The following is a 15874-nucleotide window of genomic DNA, read 5'->3' on the forward strand; positions in this document are numbered from 1 at the left end:
TGCAAATAATCAATGCGGTTCCGGTAATAACATTATAATCTTAATCAAAAAAAATGAAAGTAACAACAAGTTTTCTGATAGCGGCTTTTTGGATGCTGTGCAGCGTGTCTTTTGGCCAGCAGAAAGTGGTTTGGGAAATCGGGAAAAGCGACAACAGCAACGCAGATATGGCTTTATCGCCTAAAAACTATACAGACTTTTTAAAAAAAGACTTTGGCTGGGAAGACCGTTACTTTTTAATCGGTTATTCCAACCCTAAAACCGACTGGCCTTATATATTGCCCGGGCCTAAAGATAACTGGGCAGGAACGGGTCAAAACTCCGGTATCCGTTCGCAGGTGTTAAATATTTTGTTCGGCATAAAAGCATTGCCGGCCAATACAAGCTGTAGCCTGATCATTTCCATGTTGGGCTATCACGGCAGCCTGCCGCCTTTATTAAAAGTAGTGCTAAACGGGCAGTCGTTTGAGTTTCAACTCCCAAAAAGGGCAGATGACAAGAGCATTGAGGGCGATTTCTCCCGATCCAATAAATACAAAATTTCTATCCCTGTCAAAAACGGACTTTTACGCAAAGGCGGTAATGAGGTCAATATTACTTCTTTGGATGGCTCCTGGTTGGTGTTTGATCAGGTAAAACTGGAAAGCCCTAACATTATTTCGCTGATCAAACCCGGAAAACTGTTTGTCAGACAGGTAAAACCAGCCAATTACGAAATAAAAACGGAGTCCGGACTGTTTCAGCCGTTACTGGTAAACGTTCAGCATCTTTACGGGAAACCCAGGCTTACCGTTAAATTAGATGGCAAATTGATTTTCAGGGAAATGCCTGATTCGGGGCAGCATGAATTTGAAGTACCGATGCCTGCCGTATCAAAAGCAAAAAAAAGCCAGTATGAAATTTTTAGTGATGGCCAATCCCTGGAAAAAGGCACGGTTGACCGCCGGGCTTGTAAAATAAACACTTTTGCTGATTATGTAGATACCAAACTCGGTTCGGCACATTCCCGCTGGATGATTGCGCCCGGGCCCTGGATGCCTTTTAGCATGGTTAAATTAAGTCCCGACAATCAAAATTCGGGATGGATGGGAGGGTATGACCCCACATTTGAAAGTATCGGTACATTTAGCCATATACACGAGTGGACAATGGCGGGCTTGGGCATTATGCCCACCAGCGGAAATTTAACCACAAATATTGGAGATCAGCGCCAGCCGGGTGGTGGTTATCGTTCGCAAATTGATAAACAAAGCGAAGAAGCACCATTAGGCTGTTATAAAGTGATGCTGAAAAACTTCCACATTAAAGCAGAACTTACCGCAACTAATCGTTGCAGCTTTCAGCGTTACACCTATACTAAATCCGGAGATGCCAGGGTGATGATCGATTTAAAAATCCCTGCCGAATATGATTATAACATAGAAGCGGCAACGTTAAAAAAAGTAAACGATCATCGTATTGAAGGATATAGCAAACAATACACGCGTGATGTATGGGCAGGAGGGGTTAACCAGGAGTACACTATTTATTTTGTAATAGAATTTGACCGCCCGATGAAAAAATTTGGCACCTGGACTAACAATAAAGTATCTGAAAGTGATGCAATTAACGTCCTAAACCCGGAAAAAGCAGGTGCTTATGTTGAGTTTGACAACAAAGAAAATCAGACGGTACAGATCAGGACCGGCATATCGCTTGTCAGTTTAGCAGGTGCGGCAAATAATTTATCCCAGGAAATTACAAAACCTTTTAATTGGGATTTTGACAAGGTTTACAATTCCCAAAAAGAAAACTGGAACAATTTATTAGGCCGGCTGGAAATAAGCACCAATGACCGTAGGGAAAAAACCCGTTTTTACAGCAATATGTTCAGGGCGTTGGCCAGCCGTAATACCTGGAGTGATGTTGACGGGCACTGGGTAGATGCTTCAAAACAAATCCGGCAGTTAAAAAACCCGGACGAGCTGGCAATGGGTTGCGATGCCTTTTGGAATACCTTTTGGAACCTGAACCAGTTTTGGAACCTGGCAACACCGGAATGGTCTTCCAAATGGGTAAAGTCCCAATTGGCCATGTACAATGCTGATGGCTGGCTGGCAAAAGGCCCTGCCGGGATGAATTATGTCCCTGTAATGGTAGCAGAGCATGAAATACCACTGATTGTAAGCGCGTATCAGATGGGGATAAGGGATTTTGATGCCCAAAAAGCTTTCGAAGCCGTTTATAAAATGCAAACTACACCGGCGCAAAAAGTTGGAAAAGCAGGTTTTGCCGGAAATGAAGACCTCAACGCTTATTTAAAATACAAATATGTGCCGTATGATTTGGGCCGTTTTTCTAATACACTGGAATATGCTTATGATGATTGGACGGTTTCGCAGTTTGCAAAATCACTTGGGAAGAACCAGCCTTATCAGGAATTTAGCGATCGCTCAAACTATTGGAAAAATGTTATAGATAAAGAATCAGGTTATGCACGGTTGAAAAAATCCGATGGCAGTTGGTTTCCAAACTTTGATCCGTTTAAATCTGGTGCAAATAAACATTATGTAGAGGGAAATGCCTGGCAGTTAACGTATTACGTCCCACAAAACATACCGGGGCTGGTTGAGGCAGTAGGGGCAGAAAGATTTGCAGACCGGCTTGAATGGGGCTTTGCCGCAAGCTATAAATGGAGGTTTAACGCTCCTGAAGACAATTACTGGGATTATCCGGTTATGCAGGGGAACGAGCAAACGATGCATTTGCCTTATTTGTTCAACTGGATAAAAAAACCCTGGCTTACCCAAAAATGGAGCCGTGCAATTATTGACCGCTATTATGGTTACGGCGTTGCCAATGCTTACCTCGGTGATGAGGACCAGGGGCAAATGAGTGCCTGGTTTATCATGAGTGCCTTAGGCCTTTTCCAAACAGATGGCGGAGCTAATGTACATCCGATTTATGAAATCGGAAGCCCGTTATTTTCTAAAGTTATTGTTCATTTAGATCATTTATACGGCCGCGGGAAAAGCTTTACAATCAAAGCCGGGAATGTGTCCAGAAGTAATAAATATATCCAGCACGCCATTTTGAACGGAAAAGAATTGAAATCTTTTTGGTTTCCTGCCGAAGAACTCCTTAAAGGCGGTGATTTGGTTTTGGAGATGGGGGCACAACCAAACAAAAATTGGGGTACAGCCACACTTCCCCCAGTTGAAAAATAAAATTTAAACGGGTTTTTAAACCCGTTTAAATTTGTGTCCCGAAAAAATCCGGATGCTTCTTTTACCACTATAAAATTGGTGGCTTGTATCATCTGCCAGCAAAAAGCAAATTTATAATTCAGCAATTTTTAGGTGATAAAAGAAGCATTATGAATAATCCGGACAAAATTAAAACAGGCTAAATTTTAAAAGATCACAAAAAAATGCTCAAAGTCATTGTTTTTTAGGTGATAAAAGAAGCATCTTGTTTTTTTAAAATTAACAATATGTCAAAAATGCTTCAACCCAAATTTAGAGCCTGTTTAAATTTTATCCGATTTATTTTGTATGCTTCTTTTACCCTATAAAAAACGGAAATTCCCATGCTTCTTTTATAGGCATAAAATTGGAAAAGTAAGATTTAATGTTATAAAAGAAGTATTGTCAGCTTATCAATAAAAATTAAACAGGCTCTTAAACAACTTCTGAAAGTGTTGAGGTTGTAAAATGTATTCGCTTATAATTTCCCAATCATCAAAAAAAATTGTGTTAAGTCAGTTTAGGGTTTTTAACATATTCGGCCCAAAGTTCATCCAGGTCTTTTCCGGTTTCGTGTTTCCAGATGTTGTTTGTGTAAGTATGATCACGAAGGCTTTTATCTACCGTTTTGATGATCCCAGGCTTTACTTTCGCTTCCATCCAGGTAAAAAACCTTGCTGTGATGCGGTAGCTGTTTTTATAACTTTGTCCCGGTTTTAGTTCAGGCAGCGTCCATCGGGCACCGGCATTATCCACCCCGAACGTAGAACGTGCATAATCGGCAATGCCTTCTGTCAGCCATCCGGGGCCAACGGTGTTGCCATAATTTTGTACAATGTGCATTACTTCGTGGGTAACTACGTCAATATCTTCCGGATGCTTTATCATCCACATCGAACTGATCACAACTTTGTCATTAGCCGTTTCAGCAACACCTTTATAAGCGGTATCTACAAAAAAAGTAACCTTTTTTGCCGTATTCGGATTATATTCTTTGGCCAGTTCGGGGTAAACGGTAAAAAATGTCTCGATCAGCCGCTTTTTCAACTTTGGGTCAAGGGCGGCAAAATTACTTTCAAAAGTAAGGGTATAACCTTTTTTGCTGACAACATCCTGCGCTTTTGAAACAGAATTGTTAAATATTATTGCCAATAAAAGGATGATAAAAATACTATGTTTTTTCATGTTTTGAAGTGAACCAACTGTTACCTATTTATGCTGTTTTTATAGCAAAAATTAACTTCATCAGCCGGTTTATTTTTCGTTTGTTAATGAATACGGGTAATCTTTAGGTTCAGAGCCACGGGTTTTGTTGGGTACTGAACTCATGTTAAAGTTCAACACCGCCCCTTTAACGAGGTCATTATGATTGATCCAGCTTGCGGAATATGGCTTCCCGTTTAAAGTTAAGGATTGTATATAAAAGTTTTGTGCGCTGTTGTTCGCCGCGTTGATTGTTACCTGTTTACCATTTTCTAAATTTATGGTCAGCTTTTTAAATAATGGTGCCCCCAGCACATACTGGTTTGTTGCAGGGCAAACCGGGTAAAAACCCATTGCAGAAAACACATACCAGGCAGATGTTTGCCCGTTATCTTCATCGCCGCAATAACCGTCCGGCGTTGCTTTATAAAGCCTGTCCATAACCTGCCTTACCCAATATTGGGTTTTATAAGGCACACCCGCGTAGTCATACAGATAAGTCATGTGCTGTATAGGCTGGTTCCCATGCGCGTACTGGCCCATGTTCATGATTTGCATTTCGCGCATTTCATGTATTACGCCACCGCGGAAACGGGTACTCGAAAAAACCGGCGGGGCAGAAAATACAGAATCAAGTTTTGTTATAAATTTTTGCTTGCCTCCCATTAAATTTATCAAACCCTGTATGTCATGGAACACAGACCAGGTATAATGCCAACTGTTGCCTTCTATAAAAGAACCGCCCCACCTGTATGGATCAAAAGGGGTTTCAAAGCTTCCGTCTTTGTTTTTGCCACGCATAAAATCAATCGAGGGATCAAATACATTTTTATAGTTCATGCTGCGCTTTTTGTACAACGCTATTTCGGCAGCGGGTTTATTTAAAGCTTTGGCAAGCTGATATATCGCAAAATCGTCATAAGCGTATTCTAATGTCCGGGCTACTCCTTCGCCTATACGCACATCATGCGGTACATAGCCTAAGGAATTGTAATATTCTACACCACGGCGTCCTGTGGCATTTGGGCCTTCATTGTTTGCACCATGTATAACTGCTTCATATAGTTTTTGTATATCATAACCTCTTCCGCCTTTTATATAAGCATCAGAAACAACCGAGGCCGAATTGTTCCCAAGCATAATGTTGGCATAACCCGGGCTGGACCATTCAGGCAGCCAGCCGCCTTCTTTATAATCATTGATCAACCCTTCCTGCATTTCTTTGTTTATAGAAGGATAAACGAGGTTTAAAAAAGGGTATAACGCCCTGAAAGTATCCCAAAAGCCTGTACCGGCAAACATATAACCCGGCTTAACATCGCCAGTATATGGACTCCAGTGCACAATTTTATTCTGGCTGTCAATTTCATAAAGCTTGTTCGGGAAAAACAGCATCCGGTAAAGGCAGGAGTAAAAAGTCCGGGTTTGATCAACCGTTCCCCCTTCAGCCTTTAGCCTGCCGAGGGTTTTGTTCCATACTGCTTTTGCTTTATCTTTTACAACATCAAAGCTGTCATTTCCCTGTTCGCGCTTTAAATTAAGCTCTGCCTGTTCCTCACTGATAAATGATGATGCAACTTTTAAATGCACTTTCTCTTTATCGCCGGTTTTAAATCCTATGACCGCTAAAACATGATCCGCAGTTAATTTGTTGCCATTGATTGCAACCGTATCATTATACACGCGGGTAAAGGTTATCGGCTTATCAACATAAATTACAAAAAAGTTTTTGAAATTTTTTAACGGTCCACGGGCGTATTTTGTAGAATATCCAACGATTTTACGTTCTCCGGGAATAATTTTAATATATGACCCTTTATCAAAAGCATCGATCACAACTGAAGAACTGTCATTTTTAGGATAAGTAAACCTAAACTGGGCAGAACGTTCTGTTGGGGTAATTTCGGCAGTTACATTATGATCTGCCAAAAAAACACTGTAATAATACGGTTTGGCAATCTCTGCTTTGTGTGAAAACCAACTGGCACGGCTTTTCAAACTTGCGAGCACTTTCCCGGTTACAGGCATGATAGAAAACTGTCCGTAATCGTTCATCCAGGGCGAAGGCTGGTGGGTTTGTTTAAAACCGTTTATCTTATCGGCCGAATAAGTGTAAAGCCATCCATCGCCCATGCGGCCGGTTTGCGGCGACCAAAAGTTCATGCCCCATGGCAAAGCAATAGCAGGGTAGGTGTTGCCGTTAGAAAGTTCGTATTTTGAATCAGATCCCGTCAAAGGGTTTACCCATTCAACAGGGTCTGTTATTACTGAAGTGTTTTGGGCAGAGGCAACAAAACTTCCGAGAAACAATGTCAGCAATAAGCTGGATTTCTTTATGTTATTGAACAACATAGTTTGATAGTATATAAATGGTGTAGTTATCTTGTTTTGTTTGTTTGAAGAGGAAGAGTGTGTTGATAGTCAGATAGTTTCGCTAAATCCCGCCTGATTAAAACTGCCTTTGGGCACAAGTTTGGTTTAAGCATTCTATATCAAACTAAGTTGTATTTTTTGAAAGTATCGTTGTTGTCAAAAGTTAAACTTAAATTGTCTGTCGCCAGATCCATCTATTTTGCAGCCATTTGGCTGACAATGGTTTGCTGTTTTTGTAAGTGTTATGTTGATTTTTAAAGATCAGAACATAAGGATATACTTAAAATTAATTTTTCAAATTCTATTCAAAAAATTGTATGCTTCTTTTACCACCTAAAATCTGGCGGGTTTTATTTAATTCTTTTATACACAATAATTTTGTAAACAAAATTTGATGGCATAAAAGAAGCATTGTAAAGAATAAATCATGTATGTTTCTTCCTTTGTTTTTAACAAGAAACAGGAAAGCTTTTTTTAAAAGCCAATGCTTCTTTTATCAGCCTGAATTTATACCGATAAAAGAAGCATCGTTTTTGGTCAAGGTTTTCCTCTTCAGCGTAAAATCAAAGTAAAGAAAGAGCTTCGGCTTAAGTTATACTTTAGCTACTTCCGGTGCATTGATTTCATCCAAACGCATTGGCACTAATTTTTTGGTTTTGAGGAAGGTGGTCAGCACAACAATCAGCGTCATCGTTCCGCCAAAAATAACGGAGGTAACCGTGCCCATTAATCTTGCGGTAACACCGGATTCAAACGCCCCGATTTCGTTGGATGAACCGATAAACATAGAATTAACGGCCGAAACCCTACCGCGCATTTTATCCGGCGTGAGCAATTGCATGATGGTAGAACGGATTAAAACGCTGATACTGTCAAACGCGCCCAAAGTAAACAGGAAAAAAAGCGACAAATAAAAGTTTTTGGACAATCCGAAGCAAATGATAGAAACCCCAAAACCAATTACGGCAATCAGCAGGTTTCTCCAGGGCTTTCCCATTGGCGAAAACCGCGTCATGGCCAGCATGGTCAACACCGCACCAACAGAATCTGCGGCGCGCATCAACCCGAAACCTTCTGCGCCTACCTTTAAAATATCGTTTGCAAAAATCGGCAGTAAAGCCACGGCCCCGCCAAAAAACACGGAGAATAAATCCAAACTTAAAGCACCCAGAAGCATCCGGTTTCCGAACACAAAATTGATTCCTTCAGATAAACTTTTGTAAATGCTTTCTTTGGGTACAAATTCTGCTTCATGTTTGTTTAATGTGAGGATTGCAACGATGGCCGTGGTGATAAAAACAACAACCAGCGTAAACGTAACAGAAATCCCCAGTCGGTCAAAAATCAAACCGCCGGCCAGCGGGCCCAAAACCGAGGCCGTTTGATAAGCAGAACTGTTCCAGGTTGAAGAGTTTGGGTACAATTCGCGCGGGATAATCCTTGTCATCACCGAAAAAGCCGTTGGCCCGTAAAAACCGCGTGCCAGGCCGATAAAAAATATCATTACATAAAGTACAAGCACAATGTGGCCGCTGCTTAAATACCGAGTTGCAGCGGGCAGAGTAACCAGCAGCATTACGGCAGAACAAATCCACATCACCGAAAAAATGAGCAGCAGCAAACTCTTTTTTTCTGATTTATCGGCCACATAACCGCCATACAGCGCAATACCGATAGAAGGGATTGCTTCTGTTAAACCGATCATGCCTAAGGCTAAAGCACTGTGTGTGAGCTGATAAATATGATAACCGATAATTACGGCCTGCATTTGGTAGGCAAACGTGAGGAAAAAGCGCATGGCCATGTATGACCGGAACTCCTTGAAACGGAGTGCTGCAAACGGATCAGATTTTTTTATAAGTTGAGGGTCTTCGTCGGCCACAGATATTAAAATTTAGGTGCTAAAAGAAGCATGATGATTTCCGGATTGTTTTGTTAAAATGACAGGCCATGCTGATCAATCAGGTAAATTAAGGCGGCTATAGCTGCGGCACCCAACTCCAGTTCGCGTTTGTTTACGTTCTCAAAAACATCTTTCGCGGTATGGTGCAGATCAAAATATCGCTGCGAATCCGGCCGAAAACCAATTAAAGTGATATTTGGTACAGTGGCTTTCAAGGGTTCTATATCAGTTCCGGCACCGCCTTTTACCAAGCGGTCAACTTCATAAGGCTCCAGCAAAGGTTGCCAATTTTTGTTTATCCCTGATAAAAATGCCGGTTTTACATCACTAAAAGAAAAACCGCGCGGCGTAAACCCGCCTTCGTCTGATTCGATCGCGGCCAAATGTTTTTCGTTGTTTTTTTGGGCGAGTTCTGCATATTTCAAACCGCCTTTGTGTCCATTTTCCTCATTCATAAACATTACCGTGCGGATACTATGTTTAGGGCGATAATTTAAAGCTTTAAAAATCCGCAGCACTTCTACCGATTGCATTACGCCGGTGCCATCATCATGTGCGCCTTCAGCCAAATCCCAGGAATCCAGATGGCCGCCAACGGTAATAAATTCATTAGGGCTTTCCGTGCCTTTCAGTTCCCCTACAACATTATAGGAAAGTACATCCGGCAAAGTCTGGCAGTTTTGCTTGAGGTAAAACTTAACAGCTTTTTGCTGCTTCAACAGCGCACTTAATTGGTTTGCCCCTTTGGTTGAAATAGCCGCTGCCGGGATTTTGCTGCCGCCTTCATCATATTGTGTGGCACCGGTATGCGGATAGTCATCAATAACTTCTGTCATCGAACGCACAATTGCACCAACAGCACCATATTTTGCCGCTTCTGCCGGGCCGCGGAAACGCTGATCGCTTGCTGTGCCATAAGCTGCGCCGGTTTCGATAAAACGCGGATCAAACGGACGGTTGTAAAAAACGATTTTACCTTTAATGGCTGCTTCGCCCAAAGTTTTCAATTCCTGTAACCCTTGTACTTCAATCACTTCGGCCGTTAAACCGTTTTTTGCCGTAGCAACTGATCCGCCTAAAGCTACAACCGAAACAGGAATTTGCCGCTTGCCGGATACTATTTTTGCCTGTTCTTTTTCGCCCCGAACCCAATGTGGCACCATTACTTCCTGCAAAAAAACACGGTCAAAACCATATTGCTCCATCAGTTTTTTTGTCCAGTTGACCGCTTTTTGCGCATTTGCAGAACCGCTTAATCTTGGGCCGATTTTTTTGCACAGATATTCTAAATTTTGGTAAGGTTTTCCGTTTACCAAAGCTTCGTCATAAATTTTCCGAAGATATAAAGAATCCTGATTTTGAGCAGATGCGGCCAATGAACCGCAAAATAAAATGGAAAGTAAAAATTTTAACTTCATAAAAACAGCTTTAACAGCAAAATAGAAATTTGCCGGGTTTTTTGCAATAGATCAGGAAATTTTATTCCAGCTTAAACCTTCGTTTTTTTGCTGGAAATGTTGGTTTAAAATCTGGTTTTTCAGTAATTCCAACTGCGGGTCAGTTTTGAAGATTTCTTCCACGTCCATCCGAGCCAAATGCAGCACAGCCTGATCTTCGGTCAGACTGGCAATTTTCAGGTCGAGAACGCCGCTTTGCTGTTTGCCTTCAATGTTTCCGGGCCCGCGCAACTGTAAATCTATTTCAGCAATCCGGAAGCCGTCATTGGTTTGCACCATTGTGTCCAGCCGGATTTTCCCTTCTTTGGATAATTTCTGGTTGCTCATCAAAATACAAAACGATTGCGCTGCGCCCCGACCAACCCGGCCGCGCAACTGGTGCAACTGCGAAAGCCCGAAACGTTCCGCATTTTCAATAACCATTACAGAAGCGTTTGGCACATTTACCCCAACTTCAATTACCGTGGTTGCAACCATAATCTGGGTTTCGCCTTTGATAAACCGCTCCATTTCAAAAGCTTTGTCTGCAGCAGAAAGTTGCCCGTGAACGATGCTGATGCGATAATCCGGCAGCGGAAATTCCCTCGACATTACTTCTATCCCATCACTTAGGTTTTTCAAATCCAGCTTCTCGCTTTCTTTAATCAGCGGATAAACCACATAAACCTGGCGCCCTTTCGCAATTTCCTGTTTCATAAAACCAAACATGCGCAGGCGGCTGTTCTCATAAAAGTGCTTTGTTTCGATGGGTTTTCGTCCGGCCGGCAGTTCGTCAATCACCGAAACGTCCAGATCGCCGTATAAAGTCATGGCCAATGTCCGCGGGATTGGTGTGGCCGTCATCACCAGAATATGCGGCGGGATGCTGTTTTTACGCCATAATTTTGCGCGTTGCTCAACACCAAAACGATGCTGCTCGTCAATCACCACAAAGCCCAAGTTTTTAAATTGTACTTTATCTTCGATCAAAGCGTGCGTACCGATCAGGATTTGCAGTTTTCCGCTTTCCAGATCGGCATGAATCACATTTCGGTTTTTCTTAGAGGTTGAACCAGTTAATAAAGCAAATTTCACAAAGTCTTCGCCCAAAAGCTGTTTTACCGATTGAAAATGCTGATTGGCCAGGATTTCGGTAGGTGCCATCATGCAAGTCTGGAAACCGTTGTCAATGGCCAGCAAAATGCTCATCAAAGCAACCACGGTTTTGCCGCTGCCCACATCGCCTTGCAGCAAACGGTTCATCTGGATGCCTTTTTGCGTATCCAGCCGGATTTCTTTTACTGTTCTTTTTTGAGCCGAAGTGAGCGGAAACGGCAACTTTTCAGTATAAAACCCATTGAAATAAGCACCTACTTTATCAAAAGTATTGCCTTTAAATTTTTGCTCCCGAAATAATTTGTTTTTAAGCAGTTTGATCTGAAGAAAGAAAAACTCTTCAAATTTCAACCGTTTGGATGCTTCTTTTAGCTGTTCAAAATGGTCAGGAAAATGAATTTGCTGGTACGCTTTTGCCCGGTTGATCAAATGATGTTTTGCAAGCAGATATTCCGGCAGGTTTTCGGAAATTGTGCGCCCGTATTGTTCCAGCAAAGCCAGAACCAGTTTTTGGATCCCTTTAGAATCAAGCAAAAATTTTTTAAGTTTTTCAGTAGATGTGTATGCTGGTTGCAAAGCCAGGCTGCCTTTATTTTCAGCAGGTTTAGAGTTGTAAAGTTCGGTTTCCGGATGCGCAATTTGGGGTTTGTTGTTGAAAAAACCCGGTTTACCGAAAAAAACATAAGCCTTTCCAACGATCAGGTTTTGTTCAATGCGTGTAATCCCCTGAAACCAGACTAATTCTATCGGCCCGGTTTCATCCTGCGCAACCGCAACCAAACGTTTGGCCGCTTTTTCGCCAACAATTTCTTTATGCGTTAACCGCGCCAAAACCTGCACGTATGGCAAATCCGGTAATACTTCTTTTACCTTATAAAAACGGGTGCGGTCAATATATTTATACGGAAAATGCTGCAGCAAATCGCCGTAATTAGCAATACCGAGTTCTTTTTTCAAGGCATCGGCCCTTGCTGTGCCAACACCTTTTAAATACTCAACCGGCGTTTTAAAAAATTCGTCCAAACAAAAATCAGTTTATAACAAGCCTAAATTTATGCCGGTAAAAACAGCATCAGCGGTTTATGCTTTGATGGCAATGGCAGAGATTTCTACATTCATGTTTTTTGGCAATACAGAAACCTCTACGGTTTCGCGTGCCGGAAAATCTTTGAAAAAATAAGAACCATAAATTTCGTTTACCAAAGCAAAGTTGTTCATGTCTGATAAAAAGATCGTGGTTTTAACAATGTGATCAAAAGTTAAACCGGCTTCGGCCAATATTGCTTTCAGGTTTTTTAAAACGGTGTGCGTTTCGATGGCAATATCATCTGTAATCAAATTACCGCTTTTGGCATCAATGGCAATCTGCCCGGAAATAAACAGGAAACCACCTGCGGCAACGGCCTGATTGTATGGGCCGATTGGCTGCGGTGCTTCTTTTGTATTGATAATTTCTTTCATTTTTTTAGGATAAACCAGTCAATTAGTTTCCAGATAATCCCCAGTAAAAACATCACAATTGCTGTTTTATTGATGAAATGCATCGCACGGATATTAAAATTATCCGGCCGGTTTTTATCTTTTTTTCTGAAAAAATACATGGTACAAATATAAAAAAAGGGGTTCAGAATAATCTGAACCCCTTGTATATGAATTAAATTTATTAATTACATACCAGCTTTTAACTCAACACGACGGTTTAATACACGTCCTTGTTCGGTTGAATTATCAGCCACCGGATTGGTTTCTCCGTAAGCTTTAACAGTCAAGCGTTTTGCATCAACACCAGAGTTGACCAGGTAAGTTTTAACTGAGTTTGCCCTGTCTTTAGATAAACGCATATTATGTGCAGCAGAACCTTCTGATGAAGCATAGCCATCTAATTCAAATGTCTTAGCAGTATTGCTTCTCAAATCAGCAGATAATTTATCTAATGTTGGGTAAGCAGAAGTTCTCAATACAGAACTGTCAAACTCAAACTGAATGTTGGAGTATGTACCGGTAGCCATTGTAGTATCCGGTTTAGGGAACTTGATTTCGCAACCAGAACCATCAACAACAGTACCAGCAGGAGTACCAGGGCATTTGTCAAATTGATCAGAAACACCATCACCGTCAGAATCTTTTTTCAGATCGTCAACTGATTTCTCTACATTAGATACACGGCCTTTTAAGGCTTCAACTTCTTCACGCAAAGATGGGTCTTTCAACTCATCATACATTAAAGCAAGCGGGTTTACCCAATCCAAATTCGGTTTTGATGATTTGCCTAAAGTAAATTCTAAACCGCCATAACCGTATGAAAATTTATCTTTTGTTGGATAGTTAACATTAGCACCGTCAAAGTTGTCTCCGTCAACAAAGTTGGCTGTATAACCTAAGTTCAATGCTACAACTTCAGATAGTTTGAATTTTACGCCAACACCAACCGGGATAACCAATTCGTGAACGTATTTTTTATCGCGAGTAGAACCAGCATGATCTTTAAAATCAACTACCTGGCCACTGGCTAAAGTTACTTTTGGTGCATAAGCAGCATAACCACCACCGGCAGTTACAAAGAAATTAACCGAATTTTTTCTGCGGATAAAATCTACAGTTGCAACGTTAACCACACCCATTAAATTTGCGTAATAAGCTAAATCAGTTTTAAAAGACTGAAAACCATTTTTTACGCCGTTAACAGCACCTGATCTGTTTCTGCTATTGTCTCCAGATACAGTACCACGCATTACATTTAATTGTAAACCGAAAGCATGGCCTAACTGCTCTCTGAATGAGATACCATAACCCAACTCGTAGTTGCTTTTGGTAAAATCATTGACCCCAAAAGGGATATTAGGTGCTAAAACGCCGGCATTTGCTCCAATGCTGAATGTTTTGTACTGCCCCCTGCCACCAAATACCTTGGCTGACCCCGGAGCAACAGTTGTAGTCGAATCTGTTGAGGTTTGTGCATGGGCGGCAACAACACTCATCAGGGAAGCTATCGACAGGACAACCGTTTTCTTTAAGGTAGAATAATTCATAGTTTTAAGATTAACGATTTTAATTGTGATTTTTTTTTCAAAAATAGTTATTATGTTTGGTTCGCTCTACCAAACTTTGTTCCATTTTTATATTTTATTTTCCTGTGTAAACATATAAATTTTTAACATCAAATATAAATTATTGTTTTTCAATGAAATATACTCAGATAGCTAACGAATTGTTTTGTACGAACAGGATCAATTTTTGTTCAAAATTAAAACCATATTCTTTAGTTTTGATTAATTCCAACGATGAATTTCCCCGAAGCGGCGATCAAAACCATGTTTTTAAGCAAAATGCCGATCTGTTTTATCTGAGTGGAATTGACCAGGAACAAACAATTTTATTGTTATTTCCGGATTGCCCGAACCCATTATACCGGGAAGTTCTGTTTTTGAGACAAACTAACGAACAAATTGCTGTTTGGGAAGGACATAAATATACAAGGGAAGAAGCCGGCAAAGCTTCCGGTATCAAAAAAATTTACTGGTTGCAGGAATTTGATGCGATCTTGTCATCAGTAATATTTTACGCAGAAAACATCTACCTCAACACTAACGAAAATGACCGTTACGCACATTCCGTTTCTTACCGAGATCTTCGTTTCATCCAGCAGTTAAAAGAAAAATACCCGCTGCATCAGTATTTTCGTGCTGCACCAATTTTCCGGGGCTTGCGCGCTATAAAATCTTCTGTAGAAATAGAATTGATCAGTAAAGCATGCCAGCTAACCAACGATGCTTTTTTTAGGGTACTAAAATTTGTGAAGCCCGGCGTTGGCGAATATGAGATTGAAGCCGAAATTATCCACGAATTTATCCGCCAGCGCGGAACAGGCCATGCCTATAACCCGATTATTGCATCAGGCAATAATGCCAACATCCTGCATTACAACGACAACAGCCAGATTTGCCGAAATGGTGATGTGATTTTGATGGATTTTGGGGCCGAATATGCCAATTATAATGCGGATATGACGCGCTCTATCCCGGTGAACGGCCGTTTTACAACGCGGCAAAAAGCGGTTTATAATTCAGTTTTGAGGGTAATGAAAGAATCGATCCAACTGCTAAAATCTGGTGTGATTTGGAATGCTTACCATGAAGAAGTTGGCAAAATCATGACTTCGGAACTGATGGGTTTGGGTTTGCTGGATAAACACGATGTTGCGCATCAAAACCCAGACATGCCGCTGTACAAGCAGTATTTTATGCACGGCAATTCGCATCATCTGGGTTTGGATGTACATGATTTTGCCGGAAGATATACGCCTTTTGCCGCCGGAAACGTGCTGACCGTAGAACCAGGTATCTATATTCCCGCCGAAGGTTTGGGCATCCGCTTGGAAAACAATATTCTGATCACCGAAAATGGAACGATAGATTTGATGGCGGATATACCTTTGGAAGCAGAGCATATTGAAGAGTTGATGAATGCTTAATTTATAGGGATAAAAGAAGCATTGTAATTAATTCAAAATCATAGTTGTAATAGATTATAAGCTATAAAGCAGTATAATATTACAGAAATAAGCTGAGATATTGTTTGCGATCAAATGCTCAATTGCTAAAGTAAACATTTCATACCCT

Annotated in this window: 10 protein-coding genes; 2 read left to right on the top strand and 8 right to left on the bottom strand. The window is 41.1% G+C overall.

What is annotated here, in order from left to right; translation table 11 throughout:
* Positions 1–53 precede the first annotated feature (53 nt).
* Complete coding sequence (locus ACOFKR_RS02205) at positions 54–3206, top strand: GH92 family glycosyl hydrolase (RefSeq protein ID WP_419802400.1); 3153 nt, start codon at positions 54–56, stop codon at positions 3204–3206.
* 528 nt (positions 3207–3734) lie between these two features.
* Here the strand turns inward: ACOFKR_RS02205 and ACOFKR_RS02210 are convergent.
* From ACOFKR_RS02210 to ACOFKR_RS02245, 8 genes are all read right to left on the bottom strand, one after another.
* The gene (locus tag ACOFKR_RS02210; protein ID WP_419802401.1) at positions 3735–4409 is read right to left on the bottom strand and encodes a basic secretory protein-like protein; all 675 of its coding nucleotides are present in this window, start codon (positions 4407–4409) and stop codon (positions 3735–3737) included.
* 69 nt (positions 4410–4478) lie between these two features.
* A complete protein-coding gene (locus ACOFKR_RS02215) occupies positions 4479–6779 on the bottom strand; it encodes a GH92 family glycosyl hydrolase (RefSeq protein ID WP_419802402.1) in 2301 nt (766 codons plus the stop codon).
* 613 nt (positions 6780–7392) lie between these two features.
* Positions 7393–8682 (bottom strand): MFS transporter, encoded by a 1290-nt coding sequence (locus ACOFKR_RS02220; RefSeq protein WP_419802403.1) that lies wholly within the window; start codon positions 8680–8682, stop codon positions 7393–7395.
* Positions 8683–8735: 53 nt separating this feature from the next.
* Positions 8736–10121 (bottom strand): M20/M25/M40 family metallo-hydrolase, encoded by a 1386-nt coding sequence (locus ACOFKR_RS02225; protein WP_419802404.1) that lies wholly within the window; start codon positions 10119–10121, stop codon positions 8736–8738.
* A gap of 51 nt (positions 10122–10172) precedes the next feature.
* A complete protein-coding gene (recG, locus tag ACOFKR_RS02230; protein WP_419802405.1) occupies positions 10173–12278 on the bottom strand; it encodes an ATP-dependent DNA helicase RecG in 2106 nt (701 codons plus the stop codon).
* Between the two features lie 57 nt (positions 12279–12335).
* Positions 12336–12716, bottom strand: a complete 381-nt coding sequence (locus tag ACOFKR_RS02235; RefSeq protein ID WP_419802406.1) for a RidA family protein — start codon at positions 12714–12716, stop codon at positions 12336–12338.
* On the bottom strand, positions 12713–12856 hold the full coding sequence (locus ACOFKR_RS02240; RefSeq protein ID WP_419802407.1) for a DUF6728 family protein: 144 nt from the start codon (positions 12854–12856) through the stop codon (positions 12713–12715). Before ACOFKR_RS02240 ends, ACOFKR_RS02235 begins: the two co-directional genes overlap by 4 nt.
* A gap of 66 nt (positions 12857–12922) precedes the next feature.
* On the bottom strand, positions 12923–14284 hold the full coding sequence (locus ACOFKR_RS02245; protein ID WP_419802408.1) for an OmpA family protein: 1362 nt from the start codon (positions 14282–14284) through the stop codon (positions 12923–12925).
* Positions 14285–14436: 152 nt separating this feature from the next.
* Here ACOFKR_RS02245 and ACOFKR_RS02250 point away from each other — a divergent pair, with 152 nt between their 5' ends.
* The gene (locus ACOFKR_RS02250; RefSeq protein WP_419802409.1) at positions 14437–15726 is read left to right on the top strand and encodes an aminopeptidase P family protein; all 1290 of its coding nucleotides are present in this window, start codon (positions 14437–14439) and stop codon (positions 15724–15726) included.
* The last annotated feature ends 148 nt before the right edge of the window (positions 15727–15874 follow it).

Origin of the sequence: Mucilaginibacter sp., assembly GCF_965201005.1 — a bacterium.
In the GTDB taxonomy this organism is placed as follows: Bacteria; Bacteroidota; Bacteroidia; order Sphingobacteriales; family Sphingobacteriaceae; genus Mucilaginibacter_A.